The following is a 17015-nucleotide window of genomic DNA, read 5'->3' as shown; positions in this document are numbered from 1 at the left end:
TGGAGGGGGTTTACCCCTCCTCTGTAGAGGAAAGTAAAATGGCACTTAACAAAAACGCACTAGACGGCATCACTCCAGAACTTCTTGATGAACTGATTGTACTTCGCAACCAAAAAACAGGCACATCTCTAGAAATCATCAAAGATCACCTGCTAAACAACATCATGATGGTTGAAGCTGCAAAGAAAATCGGTGTGAAAGATGTATCTACTGCATCTAAAACGTTAACGAGCCTGCTTACTATCCATGAACGAGCAATCAGCTACGTGAAAATGGTAAACGGTTCTGTAGAAGACAACCTAGCTGGGATCAATGCTGAACAGTGGGATGTTTTGCTAAAACTTCGCAACCAACGTACAGGCAAAGCGAGCGAGATTGTTCGTAACTCAGTTCTAAACGGTATTATGATGACTGAAGCCGCGAGACAACTTGGCACTACCGATATCTCAACTGCGTCGAACACGCTTAAGCGCTTCAAGCAATGTCATCTACGCGCTATTACTTACGTTGAAAACTACCTTCACTTCAAGCTTGTTGAGAATGTACTTTCAATCGAAGGTTCTGTACCAGATCTTGGCGTTAACGAAGACACGCTTACAATCTTACTTGCACTTGACGATGAAATTACTTCATACAAAAGCATCTATGCCCCTGAAGTTGCTGAAACGCTGCAAGGAATTAATGCTGAACGCTTCAACACGCTGGCACGCCTGTATCAAGTGGAGATGCTGAACAAAGAAAACCTTTCTGCTGATTGGTCTCTAGTGTCTGAAAATAGTGACATCAACGTCAAGAAAGCTCTTGCGGAAGCATTTGAGGTGTTGACTGGTGGAATTGAATCAACCCCATCATCAGCTGCTTCTTACATCATTAAAAACCTAGAGCAAATCAACGCTTCTATTGCATCAAAATACTAATTCAATCCAAGGGATGGTTCCTCTTGGGAGTACTCTAAAAACAGGTTAGGAGAAAACAACCATGTCAAATTACAAAATTGTGGTCAAACTAGGCTTTACATGTGATGAACCACTAAACGAACAAGAACGCGACCATTTATGTCAAGCGATCGAGGTTGATGGAGTTGGTCATCTTAAAAAAGAAGGACTTCTAACTCCTGATGACAGCGAGGCAATCTTAAATCTTGACTCTGTGTCGCTGGTTACTCATTTGGCTACTGAAAATGAATCATTTCCTTCGGAAAGCTTGGACGAACACTTCAAAAACGCTGAAGAAAAGGCAATGAATGCGCACTCGGTAGAAAGTCTTTCAGAGATGAACACATTTCACCATGATACATCCCTGTATGGCTTCCCTGAGGTGATGAGCCATTTAACTGATGAAGCTGAGGTTAAGAAGGCGGTAGCTATCTTAGCTAATGCTGGCATGACAGAGTTTGCTTCAAACTTAGAGTTAGCTGTTGAGCACACGCTCGTGCACACAGTCTTGCAAGAAAACCAGAATTCTGGCGAGGAATAACCTCCAACGACAAGAGGGTCGTAGCTAAGCGCTACGCCCTCATTTTTTCATATGTGACTTATAGTGTAAGGCGCATTGGACTTTCTGAGCAACGCGATCAGCTATTAAGCAACGATTGCTCTTGAGCCTCAATCAATGTGCTTGTCCCATCCGGACGCAAAGTCTCTACCAGAACAGGCTTTAAGAAGGCAGCTTTATACAATTCAATGCATTCAACCATCTCTTGTACATCGTCGGCGACCAAGGCTATAGGAGTTTCTGCCCAACTGACAATGTTCATTTCTTCGTCGTAGTAAACAGTGCTAATTGTTACGTACGAATCTTCTTCATCTTGGTTATGCTTAATTAAGCGATAGTTATGCGGCATCTTAATTAATCTCTAGTTGTTTTGCTGACTGCATAGACAGGAGTTTTTGTTCCAGCCAAGTAGTGTAATTTACTTGAACATGTGCGCTTTCCATTTCCAACTGGTATTTGCTGAACAACTCAGAAGCTCCCTCATCCTCTAAGTCAAAGAACATAGAACCAGATGTAATGCGGTGGTCATATACAAGCCGATCATTCTCAGGTCTGTATCCCGCTTCCTCAGCAGTTAATGTTGGCTGTCCGTTTTTATCAAGCCAAGAAGGCTCCGCAAAGACTTTATTGCTCTCATGAAACTCCGCAAAATCCAATGTGAATCGAAACACGATCTCTTCATCTTCAGCACCCGTAAGTGGCTCACACAACGGAGACAAGTTGAGAGATACCAATCGAGCTCGCATGTTTGGCTCTAGATAGCATTCCTCAAAAACTTCCTTGTTGATTACCACCACAGGACGTGCACCGTCATTAACATGTTGTTTTAAAGCGAACATTTCTTCTTTCATTTTTTTGTTGTAATTATCTGCCATAAGGATTCCTTTATTCTAAAAATCAATGCGCAAAAGGTGAGCTATGCTCTCCAGTATGCCTTTTGGGCTCATTACCTTCAATATCTGTTGATTGAGCCGTAAACTCTCTACCAACACCACTACAGCGTCATTTTGCCCTACGCAAATCCCTCCACAGCCCGTACGAGTATTCTGAAGGTGTATTTAACGCACCAACCTCTCTATCGATGTTTCGAAGAACAGTCTTTTCTAGAGATTCTGAGTCGATATAAAATTCAGGGGACTTTGAGTTCACTTCTTTTAGCTGGTATCGAAAATGAATGAAATCCAAGTCAACTATTACGCATTTACGTCCATCATCAAGTGTAACGTTATGGGACTTTCTAAGGCACGGTCTTAAATCATAAGAGTGAGTCCACTCAATCACTTCTTTTTCATGGTAATCTTTTGCGGCAGAGAAGATTACTTTAATTGCATGTTCAAATGACTCATTCGCGATGTATCTTCCCTTTTTCCTCTTGTTGTAAAGCGCAACAAAGAAACTTTTACCCATAAGCTTATCCCGCCACCTTTTAGTCTTCGACAGTTCGTCCGCCATGTCCTCTTCGCTTACATTATGCGAATTGTACATATAACAAACATCCTCAATAAGATTTAATGAGTCTGATGGGTTCCGTAAAAAGACGGTAGGAAGCTCAGCCCCTTTCAGTCCCGAACTAAAATGTGTTTCTGATAATCTTGGGCGTTCAGGGATATCAGTAGCTCTCTTTCGAAGATGGTACATAGGTAACTCTGGTAATTTTTTTTGCTATTGTGCCACACGGTTGGCGGGAAAAGAAACTAGTAAACAAAATAATGGTATTGCTTCGCCAATATGCTGTGTTAGTCTTAGTGCCACATTTTTGGTGCGTGATATTCATTGTAATTTTGAATATCAGCTTTCGCATTATATTCTTGAATCACAAATTAAGACTTTATGATGAAAAAAACTCTAATTACAGCAGCCATCCTTCTGCCTCTTTCTGCAAATGCCTCACTATCAGATGCTCGCTCTGCGGGTATGGGTGGTGTTGGTGCAGCATCAGCTGATTACATGACGGCAAGCTTTCATAACCCTGCGCTAGCCGCAGCACACACCGCAAAAGATGACTTTGGTCTATTACTTCCTTCTGTTGGAGTGCGTGGTCGCGATGGTGATTCAATTTACGATAAAATCACGACCTTCCAAGATGCATTTGAAGCATTTGAACAAGACCCTACTGATCCAGCAAACAAAGAGAAGTGGCAAAAGGCACTTAAAGACCTTGATAATGCTACGATCGACGTAGATATTTCAGCGGGTGCCTCGATTGCAATTCCTAACAAGTTTGTAAGTACAAACTTTTTCACAAAAGCTGAGGCAGTAACTCTTGCTATCGCACAAGTAGACGAGTCAGACTTTGATATTGACCACCCAAGCGACAAGATTATGTCTACTGCTCACGGCGTCTCTGGTGCAACACTAGATGTTGGCTTTACCTTTGCTAAAGAGTTTAAAATCAGCAAGAGCTTGCCAGTAAAAGTAGGTATTTCACCTAAGTTCCAACAACTTTATACAATCAACTACAAAAACACTGTTGAAGGCTTCGATAAAGATGACTTCGATTTCGAGAACGAATTCGAAAAGACTTCAGGGTTCAACATTGATGCAGGTGTCTCGTACAACTTAACCAAAAACGTTCGCTTTGGCTTCTACGGTAAGAACCTTATCGCGCAAGACATTGAGACAAACGAGAGCCTTGGCACTAAAGCAACATACCAAGTTGAGCCTGAATACAAGGCAGGTTTGGCATACAACTCCCGCTTGTACAGCCTAGCTTTGGATGTAGACCTCAATGAGCGCAAATACTTCAAAGAGTACAAATACTCCACCCAATCTGTACGCGCTGGTGGTGAGTTAAACGCTTGGGACTGGGCACAACTTAGAGTTGGCTACATTCACTCTCTAACAGATCACCAAGATGACTTAATCACCGCTGGCATTGGCTTAAAGCCGTTCGGTGTGTTCGGTCTTGATTTGGCAGGTCAGTACGGAAAAGACAACAACTTCGGTGCATCTGCACAGATGGTTTTCCAATTTTAATCATTTGATTATCTGGAGCCGTCCATAGTGGCGGCTCTTTTGCTTTCTTGGAGGTTTATATGAAACGGTTATTTCAACCTTTTATCGATTGGTTCAGTTGTTATTGGTTCCTCTCCTCTAAGCCACCTTCACCCTGCGAACATTCCCCTAGCATGTACCACAAACAGCTATCTTTGTTCGACAAAGTGTTTGTTTCAAAGGACGACTCTACAAGGGCTAACGACATTACTGAAAGTTATTCTGTTTGCCTGAAACTGAATGAACAAGGTTCCAGTATGCTTTGGGTTTATCACGAATCTTTTCACTCAGAGGTTGAAGCAAAGCATCGAGCTGAAGAGCTTATTGCCTTCGGCTTTTTAAACCTCGTTGAAGATTGGACTCAACTTCAATCAACAGAACCAGACTTCTGCCATTAAGACCAGTAAAACTGGCATTATTAGGAAAGTTATGAAAACACTAACGAAATCTAAGTCATCACATCCGTACGCTTTCAAAGAGCTTAAACTAGCAATTGACTCGCTTAGAGCTCCATTAGTAAGTACTTTCGCAACCGACGAAGTACAACATCACCAAGTCACACTAAGAAGAACTTGGACATCGCTCATTACCGCAGAGCTTCCCGATGGTGTCTCACTGAATCATATTTACCCCGAGGGCTTCAACAAAGGTAAGGGAACTACAGGTGAAATCACCCTCTTTGAGTTGCTACTACCCGAACTGATTGACTCGGAATTCACGGCTGTCAACAGTCTTACATCTAAGGAATCGAAAGCGGTTTACCTCAATGGGATTTCTAAAATCTATGTAGAAAGTGATGACAAGCTATTTAATTACATCGATTTCCAACAAAACTTCGAGTTCATTCCGTCACCATCAAGCCAAACCAACACAACCACACTCTGCGAGTGTAGTGAAGAGGAGTTTTGGGAGCTTGTTGACGAAATCAAATGGGGCGACAACAGCAACCCTTTTGAAGTTAAAAAATTCCTTCACCGTAAATACAATCACGATCTATCAAAGATAAACGCAATTAGAGCGCGTGGCGGCCAACTATTCAATAAGCTGTATGATTCAGGTATCAAACAACCTTGCAGTAGCTATGACACTTACTGTGACTTTATAAGCTACCTAATCAGTCAAGGAAGAGAGGTTTACCAAGACATCCTTTGCAACCCTGAAAATTTTGGAAAAGTATTCACTAAGGCATTCAATCCAGATTTCCAAATGTCGTTCCCTAACACCCATCAGCAAAAACACTACCCTTACCGCTTGTTTGACGTAGATGAGCTTGAGGATTGTGAGTTAATGACAAAAGCTAGCATTAGACGGGCACTCGATGAACTTGAGGCAGTAAACTTTAACTACATCATCCCAGCCAAGCACGGTGAAGTAAAAACTACCATTGACGAAGCCAAGGCTCGGCTCAATGCATTAGTAAATGGTGACGTAGAGACCGCTGTAGATGGGTTTGACGATGCCGCCTTTACTAGACTCGGTAAGATAGAGGGCGTTAATTTTCAATACTTGATAAGCAACATACTCAAGAGACACAGAGAGCAAAGTAATAAGAATTAACATCCGCCAGCACCACTCTAACGAGTGGTGTTTTTCTATACAAAATAGTGCCTTAATCAATTATCGCGTTTGACAATATAGACAAACATGGTATGCTCGACTGTGTAGAAAGAGGTACTTTCGTATACTCCCCTACAAGAGGTGAAGACCTCGCCACATACCCATTTTGGCAAGCACTTATTTATTAAAAAGTCATTTGTAAAAAACACATAAGCTCTATCTTAAATCCGGCTTATGCTGCAAATAACAAGGGTATAACAGCGCTAAGCTAATATTGATTCTTAAGGTATGACTATGTCTGCAAGCAATAAACTTTTCCGCCTATTCACAACTCACTTTAACGCTAGTGAATACAAAGACCTGAAATCTCACTTCAACGGAGTATTCGCTCAAGTTACAAACCGCTCATACAATGCAGGTAAGCTAGACAATCTATCATCCAGATTACTAGGCTCTAACAACCCTAACGTCGTTCCTAACCTACTAGCAGACAAACTTCCTGTAGATAGCTTCAAAGAGATCTACATGAATTCCGCTAACAAAGAAGAACTAGACTACTTCAGTAAGACATCTTTACTTCCTATCCTAAAACTGGACGTGAGAACTTATTACGGAGACCTAGCTACAGTCTTTATCTCTCTAAATGTTTACAGCAGCTCAGATGAGAAAGAGTTTGGAATCAAGACGCATATTGGCTCCACCTCTGAAGTGTCTCAACAAACAGCACTTTGCACCTTAACTGATGCTGGTGGATGTGATCTTTATGCACAAATGACGCGTGGCAATCCAGTAGCGAACAATGAGACGCTAGGCTACTTCCTTGCATATCATGATATTGCTACTTGGAAGGCAGAATTAACAGAATGTGCAAAGGCACAAACTGGTCTAGAAGACGACACTTACGGTCACTTCGGCAGCCCGTGGCAGATAAATAGTGCAGTAGAGCTCATCAATAACACTGTCTTCTATGACCTGCTTAAACACCTCTCACATAAAGGTTTAAAGATCAATAACACAGACAATACCTTTGCTCACCACCTTACGCTGCGTTGCAGCCAACATAAACCAAGTGCTTCAGCTCGCATGGTTAATGGGCAGCTAGTACTACACTCAGAAGGAGTGCCAGTAATCTTAGAGGTCTTTGAGCAACGCATTGTCGTCCCGTTTTATAACGAAGAGACAGAAGTTATTGAGAACAAGCATCGCGACAAAGCAATTTCTTCTAGAGAGTCTATCCGAATTCAGATGGCTATCCGCGAAGGTCAACGCGAGGGTGAGATCTTACATCCGCTTTACACAAAGTGGTCATACATCCCATACGACGAAAGCCAAGGTAATTGAGCATAATACATAATAAAAGGAGTCTTGGCGGCTCCTTTTGTGATTTAATGCCTTTGGGCACGCAGTTAACAAGAAGGTATCCGTGGACAAAGCGAAGTGTTATCTAATTGTCTCGTTAGGAGACTCGGATTTTAACCAATCAATAAGTCTGCTTAAGCAAGAGATTAGCGAAAACAAAGAAGTGTTTTTTGGCAGCTCCGTAGAGCAGATAAAAGTAATCTCAATCAGGATTATGTTGGCAGGATTTATGTTGACACGATCTTTAGACTGCAAGTCTAAAGGTGTTGTTGATTATGAAGAACTACAGCGCCTTGAGAATTACTTTGAGCGTAAGCTAAAGGTTTACTTCTCACCAGAGTGGGTCGAGCTCGATCATGACGGAAGTGCAGTAATTTTTTCTTATTGGGCAGGTGAAGGCTACTTGGTCTAGATTTTTCTGGTATCTAAATTGGTTTTAGCTATAATGCCACACAACTAATAAGGATATCAATAAATGCAACACAACATGCGACTTATCACTTCGGAAGAAGTGGCAACTATAGTTTCAAAAATAACTGCCGCAGCAAAGGCTCCTAAACAAGATTTACTGGACAACACATACGAGCTTGTTACCGATAGTGGTAATATGGAGCTCAGCTGTGAATACATCAAAAACCGCCTTTATTACAAAGCTGATGGCAAGCATATCAGTAAAAATCAGTTGCTTGCGATAATGCCGATGGGCTTGGTTAAGGAAGATAACCTAGATCAAGCCGCCTAGTATTTGTTGCAATGCCAAGTTATTGTGGCATAATGACTAAAACTAATAAAGGATTACATTATGTCGCAATCAAAATATAACTTGGAGTTCTTAGTTGAGGCTGAAACTGCTTTACCTATAAACTTTTTCATCCAACACATCTACAATTTCATTTGTGTAAAAGTGGTTGGCGAGAAAAACTTAAAGCAACTCGAAGAGGATGTAACAAACCACTTTAAAAAATCGGGACGCTGCGAAGAATCTTTGAAAGCTGTTTCTGAATTCTTTCAGTTCCAAAAGGAACAACCAAACGTAAATGACGAGACGATTGTTATCCGTCAACAAGAGTGCGAGTCTACCTACCTTCACTTCGACCTCGTTGAGATGAAGTAATCTCATGGCGCAATACAAAGAACTTGCAATAGAAATAGCGCGTAAAGCTAGTGTTCTATCTGTAGCACCAAAAGAAAATCCTGAACACCCAACATCAACTGAACATCTTTTCTGGATGCTTCGCACAATCATTTTTGATAACAACCTCAGTGAAACAAAGGCTGCAAGATGGTTAGGCTACGTACATGCTGTCGTAAACAAAACCTTTAACCAAGGAACCATTCATAACTTCCTAATGCGGATTAAAGGGGGCGAGTTAAAGCCCCATGCCCCATGCAGAGAAGTCGCACTTGATTACCTTGTCCGCGCTAAACAAGAAAAAGGCTCATTTGAGATTTTAGAGTCAACCTCTGACGACCCTGACATCTATGTGATGCTAAGGAATATTCTCAACGAACAGCATAGCGAGGTTTCAGCTAACTTTTTACTTGGATATGCTCAAGGTGCATTAACCTTGTCGGGTGAAATCGACGTTAACACAGAGCGCGAACGAACACGAAGCATATTCAACGGCGCTTAGTTTTGGAAATAAATATGATTAAATCTAAGAAAGACAAAAAGAAAGAACGCGTTGAACACGCAAACGCCTTGTTAATAAATTTTTCATCGGTTGGTGCGAAATTTTTCTTACACAATGGAGGCGCTTCGCAATTTGAGGTCGATACGCATGGAAAAATTTGGTTCCTAGATAAGTGCTCAGATCGGAGAGTGTACGTATACCGTGAAGGAAGATGGAAAGGCTTTACAGAAGGTGGAACGCTCCGGACGCTTATTGAAGCGCTAAGGGATTACATTCGCACTGGTGAAAAGATTTCTCCCCGCTTTGTTGTTCCAGCATTCTACAGTTATGGTGATGTTTATGGCTACGGAGTGGCAGCAATTAAGGAGCTTATGAAGTTATCAAATGACAACCCTGTTTTCGAGCAGAGACCATTAGAGTTAACCTCATACCTCGAAGAGCAGATCAAAAGATATTCAAACGAATCCGCCTAATAAATACCGCCCAAACACAAAGGGAAGAAAAATGTCTTCGTTAACACAGAGATTGAGTGTGTGGACGTTAACTCAAAAACTAACAAATGCGATTGAGAACTCCCCAGACAAGGAGGCAGTCGTAAAGGATATTGAAGGATTAATATCAATTTGCCGAGAATACACTGCCAAATATCCCAAGCACGAAGAACTTAACCGCTGGTGTAACATGGTAGGCAAATATGTGCGCTCAAAGAAGCGTGAGAACGGTTTTATAAACGGGAACAAAGCACACAACTCAAAGCAGAAAAATCTTCTGCCGTGGCTCCTCGTTGGTAGGCTTGGGGTCAGTGTTACCAGTTCGCCAAACCTCAAAACGCACTTTGCAAGGCACCATGCCTCAGCTAATGAGAGAAATACAACTCTAATATATGAACTTGAAACTGCTTTGCAGAATGTAATCTGGAGAAATAATCAAATGTGTTCATCTGACATATTCAATGCAGTATGCCCTCACTGCACAAAGAACAACGTTATCAAGAGTAAAGCAGGACGCTGCGAAGGTGCAGAATATGATGTTACCAACGCTCCATTAAAAGTGCTTGGTGATGTGGTAGAGATTGCTCAGGAAAGCAAAGGAATTGCTTGTGAGCATTGTAAAAAGAAATTTGCCGTTAGAGTACAGCTTAAAACCACCATTATCCCGATAGACGACCCAGAAAACAACTTTCGAATTATTGAGTAAAACACAGCAGGTATATGATGCTACCAAAACCAAGAATGTCCTTCTTTGCTGAAGGTGAAATGATGCGCAATGCAGTGCTACATAACCTATCAAGAACTCCAAGCTTTTATGGTTTTCTTTCTGAATTTTTTAGCGGGGATGATGAAAAGATTCTCAAACTTATCTTAAACGGTAAGCTAGACCAAGATTCCGGTAAAGGTGTGTTTAATTCAGACTACTACCATGACAAAGAGATCATTAGAGGTTATCACTCTACAATGGATAAATACTTGCGAGTACAACTCCCTGCTGTCAAGCAATCCTTGCTAGAGAAGCCAGTCTCAAGAGAGCCAATTTTTATTGAATACGGACAAAGACGAACCATTGAAGCAACATCTCGCTTTTTAAGCTGCGCAATTAAGCGCATGATCAGCGACTGCCAACGAGTAAATTCTGAACTCCTTGAAAAACAATTCAAAGAAAATTATCAGAAATTTCTTCAAAAACACCACTAGTGCAACATAAACGAATCCACTAACTACTTAAAAGGTCGCTTACAAAGCGGCTTTTTTTATCTTTAATTAATGGAACTTGGTATTGCAATGCCAAGTTGTTGTGGTATTATATGTCTCATGATCAAGCGCTTGTTCGTTAGAAGTACGCGCTAAACAAATAATCATCATTTGGAGATGTAAGATTGAACTTAAAAGCGCTAGAAGCAAATATTCCTTTGGGTCTAAAAACCAAAATTGAAACTACAATAAATTGCGGCAAAGGAGCAATTCTGTCTAAAACTTTAGGTGAGATCGTCCACCGGATTGCATTGGAAAATGCAATTGACAACTTTGAAGGCGAATTTGAATCGGAAGAGCATGAAGCCGCCATCAGTGATGCAACTCAATTATCTTTAGAAATTAATGAGCTTGGTTTGTTCATTCAATCTGGCTACATCTATGAAAATTCCGACGGCAAAGAAGTCGAACACGTAATAACTACCTTGATTTCCTAAAGGAGATTCCATGAAGCCTGACACTCCAATGAAAAAGCTCAAACACTACACTGGGCTTATTTCTTCTCGACTCTACTCTACCCACAAACTATTTGTCAGTGACGGAAAGCAAGAGCAGAAAGCGACTGAGTTTCAAAATGCCCACAAAGCAATCAAAACTGATTGCCTTATGCTTTGGAAACCTTTCAATGCAATTAGCAAAAACAACGAAACCTCTACCCTTGGTCTTTCCTTTGAGTATCTTGGTGTTGATGAGGCTTTAATCCAGATCTCTTTTAGCACAGACTCAACTGCACCTAAATACTCAACTCCATACAAAGTAAAAGAATACAGAGACCTCATTAAAACTCTAACCAAATCTAACAACGCCAATGGGACTGATTTTATTAACGCCATGGTTGAATGTTTCATTGAGAAGAAATTTGACGATGACAGAATAAAAGAAGCATTGTCACAACGCGACTCTTTAATTGAGATGGAACGTAATACATTTAAGGGTTTTGTTGATTCATTCCTTAGCGAACCACTGAAGTTAATCGGACTTTTACCAGAAGCAAACAAGGATATGAAAGAGGGACTTGATCGCGTTCAAAAACTCTTATCACAGACATCTGAATTTGCTGAATACCAAAAAGCTCTTTCAGCACTCAAAGAAGCTGAAATCAAACTTAATGCAAGAAATGACGCTCTTATCAACGAGGATAAGCAACTCCTCGAAGCAAGAGCGATTGTAGACCAGTGCCAAGGTGTTGTAGCCATTAACGGTAAAAAAAAGATGAATCTTTCCGACTACTGTCGACAGCAGCTTCAGAAAGGAATTGATTTGGTGATTACCGAAGACTCGACTCGAACGCGAGTTCGCATGAAGGTCATGGAAAGAGCCTTTGCAAAACTATTAGAACAGCTTGAAGGTGTAATTCATATCGGTTGTCTTGGAGATACTTACACCATCAAATATCAATTCAATAGTTTTAAGCAGTCACTGAAGAAAGCACGAAAAAATTAAAAAAGTAGAAATGCCAACCACATAAGCGACGCACAACTCACTCTTAATCTCGCTGTCTAAACTACCGCACCAAAAGACCTTGCCCGTACTTTCGAGCAAGGTTTTTGCTTACCAGCTCAGTTATCCCCTAGCGTAACTAAATGAACCATCAGAAAACTTAATTTTGGACACCTGCTCCATCTTAAACATCTGTACTCGTTCAGTGACTGTATGAGGATTTAAAAACCATGCAGCCATTTCGTGCTTTGAACGGTGCAATGGTTGTAGTTGTGAAAGATACGCGAGCAAAATTGAAGAATGCTTACTATTTACACCTTTTAGCAAGGGCGAAATTAGATGCTTTCGTGAGCTCACCAGTAACTCTCTGATTGAATGATGATGTGGCAACAGATAAACACCTGTACCATCAGTTGTAAGCCTTGAGTATGCAACCACAGATGCAGCATTAGCGCGTATATTATCTAGGTCTTCTCCTATCATCAAATGAAGCATATGAAGTTCATTTAAATCTGACTTCGTCTCGGGAAAGTTATGTTCATAGAATGCGAGAACAGGGAGAAGTGAACCATCAAGCGTGTCATCTTTTATTCTCTCGACCGCACCAAGAAGTGAAGTTGAGAACAACCACTCCCCATCTCTGTAAAGAATTTCTAAGTCCTTAAAATAACTCTTAGAGCCCTTCTCTGCTGTAAGTCCTAAATGAAACCCGCCATTCCCGTAGAGGTCTTTATTCAACTCCCAAGCATTAACCACCAGCTTACAGATGATTTTAGCTGTGCAGCTCGTTTGTTCATTCAGTCTAAAGAATTCACTCATTAGCTCACAGAAGATGCCAGCCAAATGTGGTGCATAATCTGAATCCCCCACACACAAATAATCTGAAGGAGCTTGTGACTTAGACACGGTATTCATCTCCGTGAAATCACGGTAGCCAAAAACCTTAGAAACAAGATTCAGCAATAGTGTTGGCTTTGGCTTGAAACGGATATTCTGTTGGTCTTGAAAGATTAGATCTACAGTGGTGTTTGACGGTGGATTCCCTTCGTACGCAGAGATGCTTGCGAAACGAGAAACCCAATAAAAATTATCTATTAGATTTACTGTTTGGTGAACTGATTTTTTTAGATTTGAGATGCCTTTTGGCGTGAAAATATAGCGAGACATGGTTACTCTCTGTGATTCTATTTTCAAGTTGTGCAGCAAACAAGAAAGTCACAAAAAGTGTCTTCATCTTGGTTTAAGGGCGTTTGACAAGCATTGCTTGGCTGCGCTCAGGTGCCCGTGCCTAGTTGGGAGTATTACTGCGGCGAGACTTGTTGTCAATAAAAACAAAATAGATATGTGTGTTTGGTGTTGCAATACCAAGTGGTTATGGTAATATACTACTTATCGGCTGGGGGTGGTTTCTCGGCAATGTTCATCAAAACAGGTAAGGTTCTAAAATGAAAGCAGAATTTCTTAAAAAGCCAATTGTAAACGGGTCAGTAAACCCTTCAATTACTCTAGAAGAAATCTTGGCAAATTTCGATGATAAAGTGTTTGTCGATTGTGCATGGACTCTAGCAGTAAAGCTGGACGTTCGTCACAACGTGAAGACTATTTCTTATGATGAGGTCAAAGCATCACCTCGCGATTCCCTACTTAAAATCTGGGACGAGCACGAGCAAGTTATTTCTAAACAAATGCAAGACCTAAAAGCCACTGAGATGGCTGAAGGAAAAGGTTATTTCGAATTCGTTAAATCATTCACCAACCGTAGCCGTGGTAGTGGGAGAATGGCACCTGTTATCCCTATGTCCCCTAATCAAATCCTTGGTTACTTGGCAGCTAGCGAAGAACGATGGAACTACTTCGAACCTTCAAAAATTGCTTCTAGCATCCGTGACATTGAAAAGATGAAGATCCGTGCTGACTATGGCACCAATAACATCAACACTGGTGAGGAAATTACTACCTATATCCTATCGGGTGGTCATCTAAACGTTCAGTTCAATGTTAGCGAGAATAAGCAAGATGAATGGCTGAGAAAGCACGAAGCCGCTATTACTGTAAGACTGAAAAGCAGTAATCCTTATTCAGTAAAGGTTGAGAAAAGCAAATTCGAAATTACCTTCAAGGCATACTGGGACTAGAGCCCAGCAATCTAAAAAGGGAAGCTAGCGCTTCCCTTTTTTTGTTTCACTCTTCGACAAAACCATAAACCTCATCGCTTTTGTTTGCGAAACCCACCTAAACGCTTCTTTGCACAGCCTTTATTTCTTCGTCCACCAGCTATAGCGGCTTCTCGCTGGATCTACAGCACTCCACTTCTGCTGTAACTTCACGTGCAGCTGCAAAAAAAAAGGTCAGACTTTCGTCTGACCCTGAGAGAATTCATTTGATTAACTAAGCGTTTCGATGTTTGTACTTTTCCAACATTGCCGCTAAGTTTTCGTTTTCGAAAGAGTATTCTGTAATATCTACTTTGGTATGCATTACTAAGAAAGCAAACCCAAGCAAAGAACCGACCAACGAAGCCCAACTGTAGTTGCTAGGCATAGACATCTCGATCAAAAAGAATGACGAGGGAATGTACAAAATCGGCATCACAGTAACTGAAAGTAGTTTCCAAGAACGTTTCGCGCTTTCTCTTCCCATTTTAACAGAAGAAGCGGAAAGTTTGCTTGCTAACCACACCAAAGCTTGATGCAGGCAGATCAACAATAAGATTGATACAATGTAGATCATTTGTTGCCTCCCAAAATTTCAATTAACTCTATAGTTTCCATACCACAATAATACACCAACTAGTAAATTTTGTTCAAGTCGACACATATCATAAAATATAAATAAAATGCGCGAACATACTTTAAGTTTAATAGTTGATGCTGAGGATGAAGTAGATAAGCTTCAGCTAGAAGGAGCCATATCACCAAACAAATGGCTTGAGAAAAGGTGTTACCTTAGAAGTTTATCGATGGTTGCAAAGGACAACGCTTGCGACAACGAAGGACAAAAAGAGGTTTTAAACCGAATCCAGAAAGCCATTGAATTGGTAAAACTCTATTAATCCCACCAACAGTGAGTAGAAAGATTACAAAAGAGGAGCTTACAGAAGCTCTTTACGATATTTTCCAGCTACATCGTTCAACAAAGAAATACGGAAACAATGACAGCAAATTTAAAGAACACCTAGATACGGCAGATGGTATGCCCTTTGTTCTAAATGCTGCGATGTCTCTCGGGGTGCCAATGGCACTTAGTGCACTAGCTAGACCATTCTTAAGTGGTGGTGATGTCGACAAAGAGATTTCTGAAGTGGCAAAGAAAGGGATCGATAAATTAACAAGCAGTGACCAAAAGAAGTTTGCCATTTCCATAGATGACGACGGAGCGGTCGAAGTACCCAGTGCCAAAGAAAAGGTCACAAGTCCGGATAGGCACGAACCAACATTCAGAGAGCGGTTGATTAAAACATCGACCGACAACCCACACAAAGAGACCCCTCTTACCCAGAATGAGATGTTCGCAAAAATGGAAGCGGTCGATTTGATGTGTGTGTCTATGACTGACTCAATCATTAAGGAGTATGCGCCGAAAGAGTTCGTAATGAGCAAAAAGCCAGAGCAGAACAAGATTTCTGACTTTAATGACGATAGAACTCCTGCAAGTAATGATGAGCCTACTGTTAAGTCAAACAAAGATGCGGTTAAATTTGGAGCTCATCATCAATTTAAAGGCGAGGAGTCAAAGGCTAAAGGGGTTGACGAGCCTATTTTGAAGGGGTCTAAGGATGCGGTTAAGTTCGGTGTTTATCATGAAGTACCGACATACGACGGCATGGGAAATACAAATGAGAATCACAACCAAATGATCGACTCGGGCGCGGCAATAGTCGTCGCTTTAGCTATTACATACGTTGGGGTTGTCACCGTCCTTAAGAAGACACCGAACATTGGAAAGCTTTTACAGAGGGAGCGAAATATTAATGAGCTTGCACCTGAAATTATCTACCAAGATACGTTAACAGATCACATTGGAAAGATGCGAAAGCTAGCGAGCAAGGATGAATGGACTAAATACATATCAGACAATATGTTTGAGGGGGTTGAGCTAAAGAACTTCGACAACATTCTTAGTTTCGTCGCTAACTTGCCTGAGAATAAGATCAAAACATCCATACCAAACAAAATTCATCGCGCCAAGGTCGATACTTATAACGAGTACGTAAAACAGATCAGCCGAAAGGTTGGGGAATTATTATTGTCTTATGAGGTAACAACAACGCCGTCTCTGAACAAAAACCTCGGAGATGGCGTTGTTAATAGTCTTAATATCGCTGATATGCTCGTTGATAAGCACAAGAGAGAGGGCGCACGGTTTGAGAATGAGTACCCTCAGCTTTTCTTGACCCTAAGAGAGTCTGGGGTATTAACAAAGCAACCCAATGGAATAAAGGAGAAGTTTACAAACACCGTTAGGGACAAGACTGCAAAGCTGGGAATGAGTAATCGCGATGTTCTGATTAGAAGTAGCGTGGCAATAAAGGTAAAAGAGAGTATTAAGAAGCTAAGCGGATACGGGAAGTCTACTGATGATGATCGTAAATCATACTACCAAGCCTTGAGCAAAGTTGTGGCGGAGGAGCTTACACAAAACAACCTTCCTCAAGACAAGCTAAACAACCTGAACCTTACAAAAAATGCATTAAAGAGTATTACAAAGTACATTGGTAAACCGACAAATCAACGTGGTCTAACCCCTTAGTTAGTTGGTTATTAAGGGGTACATCTCTTAAAAAATAAAA

Annotated in this window: 22 protein-coding genes; 17 read left to right on the top strand and 5 right to left on the bottom strand. The window is 41.1% G+C overall.

Annotation, left to right across the window (positions count from 1 at the left end):
• The first annotated feature begins 38 nt into the window (after window positions 1-38).
• Both KJB35_RS00200 and KJB35_RS00195 read left to right on the top strand, forming a co-directional pair.
• A complete protein-coding gene (locus KJB35_RS00200) occupies window positions 39-917 on the top strand; it encodes a hypothetical protein (RefSeq protein ID WP_285468835.1) in 879 nt (292 codons plus the stop codon).
• 61 nt (window positions 918-978) lie between these two features.
• Complete coding sequence (locus KJB35_RS00195) at window positions 979-1476, top strand: hypothetical protein (protein WP_285468834.1); 498 nt, start codon at window positions 979-981, stop codon at window positions 1474-1476.
• 97 nt (window positions 1477-1573) lie between these two features.
• Here the strand turns inward: KJB35_RS00195 and KJB35_RS00190 are convergent, their stop codons facing one another.
• The 3 genes from KJB35_RS00190 to KJB35_RS00180 all read right to left on the bottom strand — a co-directional run bounded on the left by KJB35_RS00190 (window position 1574) and on the right by KJB35_RS00180 (window position 2979).
• Entirely contained in the window at window positions 1574-1843 is a 270-nt protein-coding gene (locus KJB35_RS00190) for a hypothetical protein (RefSeq protein ID WP_285468833.1), read from the bottom strand.
• Window position 1844: 1 nt separating this feature from the next.
• Complete coding sequence (locus KJB35_RS00185) at window positions 1845-2369, bottom strand: hypothetical protein (RefSeq protein WP_285468832.1); 525 nt, start codon at window positions 2367-2369, stop codon at window positions 1845-1847.
• A 127-nt stretch (window positions 2370-2496) separates the two neighbouring features.
• Window positions 2497-2979: a hypothetical protein gene (locus KJB35_RS00180; RefSeq protein WP_285468831.1), complete on the bottom strand. Its 483-nt coding sequence runs from the start codon at window positions 2977-2979 to the stop codon at window positions 2497-2499.
• Between the two features lie 345 nt (window positions 2980-3324).
• On the opposite strand from KJB35_RS00180, the gene traF reads away from it, so the two are divergent.
• The 13 genes from traF (at window position 3325) to KJB35_RS00115 (ending at window position 12229) form a co-directional block, all read left to right on the top strand.
• Entirely contained in the window at window positions 3325-4470 is a 1146-nt protein-coding gene (gene traF / locus KJB35_RS00175; RefSeq protein ID WP_285468830.1) for a conjugal transfer protein TraF, read from the top strand.
• 59 nt (window positions 4471-4529) lie between these two features.
• Window positions 4530-4886: a hypothetical protein gene (locus KJB35_RS00170; protein ID WP_285468829.1), complete on the top strand. Its 357-nt coding sequence runs from the start codon at window positions 4530-4532 to the stop codon at window positions 4884-4886.
• A gap of 31 nt (window positions 4887-4917) precedes the next feature.
• The gene (locus KJB35_RS00165; RefSeq protein ID WP_285468828.1) at window positions 4918-6045 is read left to right on the top strand and encodes a DUF4240 domain-containing protein; all 1128 of its coding nucleotides are present in this window, start codon (window positions 4918-4920) and stop codon (window positions 6043-6045) included.
• Window positions 6046-6339: 294 nt separating this feature from the next.
• A complete protein-coding gene (locus KJB35_RS00160; RefSeq protein WP_285468827.1) occupies window positions 6340-7386 on the top strand; it encodes a hypothetical protein in 1047 nt (348 codons plus the stop codon).
• An 82-nt stretch (window positions 7387-7468) separates the two neighbouring features.
• Window positions 7469-7816: a hypothetical protein gene (locus tag KJB35_RS00155; protein ID WP_285468826.1), complete on the top strand. Its 348-nt coding sequence runs from the start codon at window positions 7469-7471 to the stop codon at window positions 7814-7816.
• A 63-nt stretch (window positions 7817-7879) separates the two neighbouring features.
• Entirely contained in the window at window positions 7880-8146 is a 267-nt protein-coding gene (locus KJB35_RS00150) for a hypothetical protein (protein ID WP_285468825.1), read from the top strand.
• 60 nt (window positions 8147-8206) lie between these two features.
• Window positions 8207-8518 carry a hypothetical protein gene (locus KJB35_RS00145; protein ID WP_285468824.1) on the top strand — a complete coding sequence of 104 codons (312 nt, stop codon included), beginning with the start codon at window positions 8207-8209 and terminating at the stop codon, window positions 8516-8518.
• A 4-nt stretch (window positions 8519-8522) separates the two neighbouring features.
• A complete protein-coding gene (locus tag KJB35_RS00140) occupies window positions 8523-9038 on the top strand; it encodes a hypothetical protein (protein ID WP_285468823.1) in 516 nt (171 codons plus the stop codon).
• A 14-nt stretch (window positions 9039-9052) separates the two neighbouring features.
• Window positions 9053-9511 carry a hypothetical protein gene (locus KJB35_RS00135; protein ID WP_285468822.1) on the top strand — a complete coding sequence of 153 codons (459 nt, stop codon included), beginning with the start codon at window positions 9053-9055 and terminating at the stop codon, window positions 9509-9511.
• A 31-nt stretch (window positions 9512-9542) separates the two neighbouring features.
• Window positions 9543-10235 (top strand): hypothetical protein, encoded by a 693-nt coding sequence (locus KJB35_RS00130; RefSeq protein WP_285468821.1) that lies wholly within the window; start codon window positions 9543-9545, stop codon window positions 10233-10235.
• A 14-nt stretch (window positions 10236-10249) separates the two neighbouring features.
• Window positions 10250-10729, top strand: a complete 480-nt coding sequence (locus tag KJB35_RS00125) for a hypothetical protein (protein WP_285468820.1) — start codon at window positions 10250-10252, stop codon at window positions 10727-10729.
• A gap of 182 nt (window positions 10730-10911) precedes the next feature.
• Window positions 10912-11223: a hypothetical protein gene (locus KJB35_RS00120; RefSeq protein ID WP_285468819.1), complete on the top strand. Its 312-nt coding sequence runs from the start codon at window positions 10912-10914 to the stop codon at window positions 11221-11223.
• 28 nt (window positions 11224-11251) lie between these two features.
• Window positions 11252-12229: a hypothetical protein gene (locus tag KJB35_RS00115; RefSeq protein ID WP_285468818.1), complete on the top strand. Its 978-nt coding sequence runs from the start codon at window positions 11252-11254 to the stop codon at window positions 12227-12229.
• Between the two features lie 120 nt (window positions 12230-12349).
• On the opposite strand, the gene KJB35_RS00110 is transcribed toward KJB35_RS00115, so the two are convergent.
• Complete coding sequence (locus tag KJB35_RS00110; RefSeq protein ID WP_285468817.1) at window positions 12350-13393, bottom strand: hypothetical protein; 1044 nt, start codon at window positions 13391-13393, stop codon at window positions 12350-12352.
• A 278-nt stretch (window positions 13394-13671) separates the two neighbouring features.
• On the opposite strand from KJB35_RS00110, the gene KJB35_RS00105 reads away from it, so the two are divergent.
• The gene (locus tag KJB35_RS00105; RefSeq protein ID WP_285468816.1) at window positions 13672-14361 is read left to right on the top strand and encodes a hypothetical protein; all 690 of its coding nucleotides are present in this window, start codon (window positions 13672-13674) and stop codon (window positions 14359-14361) included.
• A gap of 253 nt (window positions 14362-14614) precedes the next feature.
• On the opposite strand, the gene KJB35_RS00100 is transcribed toward KJB35_RS00105, so the two are convergent.
• Window positions 14615-14956, bottom strand: coding sequence for a hypothetical protein (locus KJB35_RS00100; RefSeq protein ID WP_285468815.1), 342 nt, complete (start codon window positions 14954-14956; stop codon window positions 14615-14617).
• A gap of 333 nt (window positions 14957-15289) precedes the next feature.
• Here KJB35_RS00100 and KJB35_RS00095 point away from each other — a divergent pair, with 333 nt between their 5' ends.
• Complete coding sequence (locus tag KJB35_RS00095) at window positions 15290-16975, top strand: hypothetical protein (protein WP_285468814.1); 1686 nt, start codon at window positions 15290-15292, stop codon at window positions 16973-16975.
• Window positions 16976-17015: the final 40 nt, after the last annotated feature.

Source organism: Vibrio sp. D431a, from assembly GCF_030248655.1.
In the GTDB taxonomy this organism is placed as follows: domain Bacteria; phylum Pseudomonadota; class Gammaproteobacteria; order Enterobacterales; family Vibrionaceae; genus Vibrio; species Vibrio alginolyticus.
Note: the sequence above shows the minus strand (reverse complement) of the source record. Positions and strands in the feature narration are given on the sequence as shown.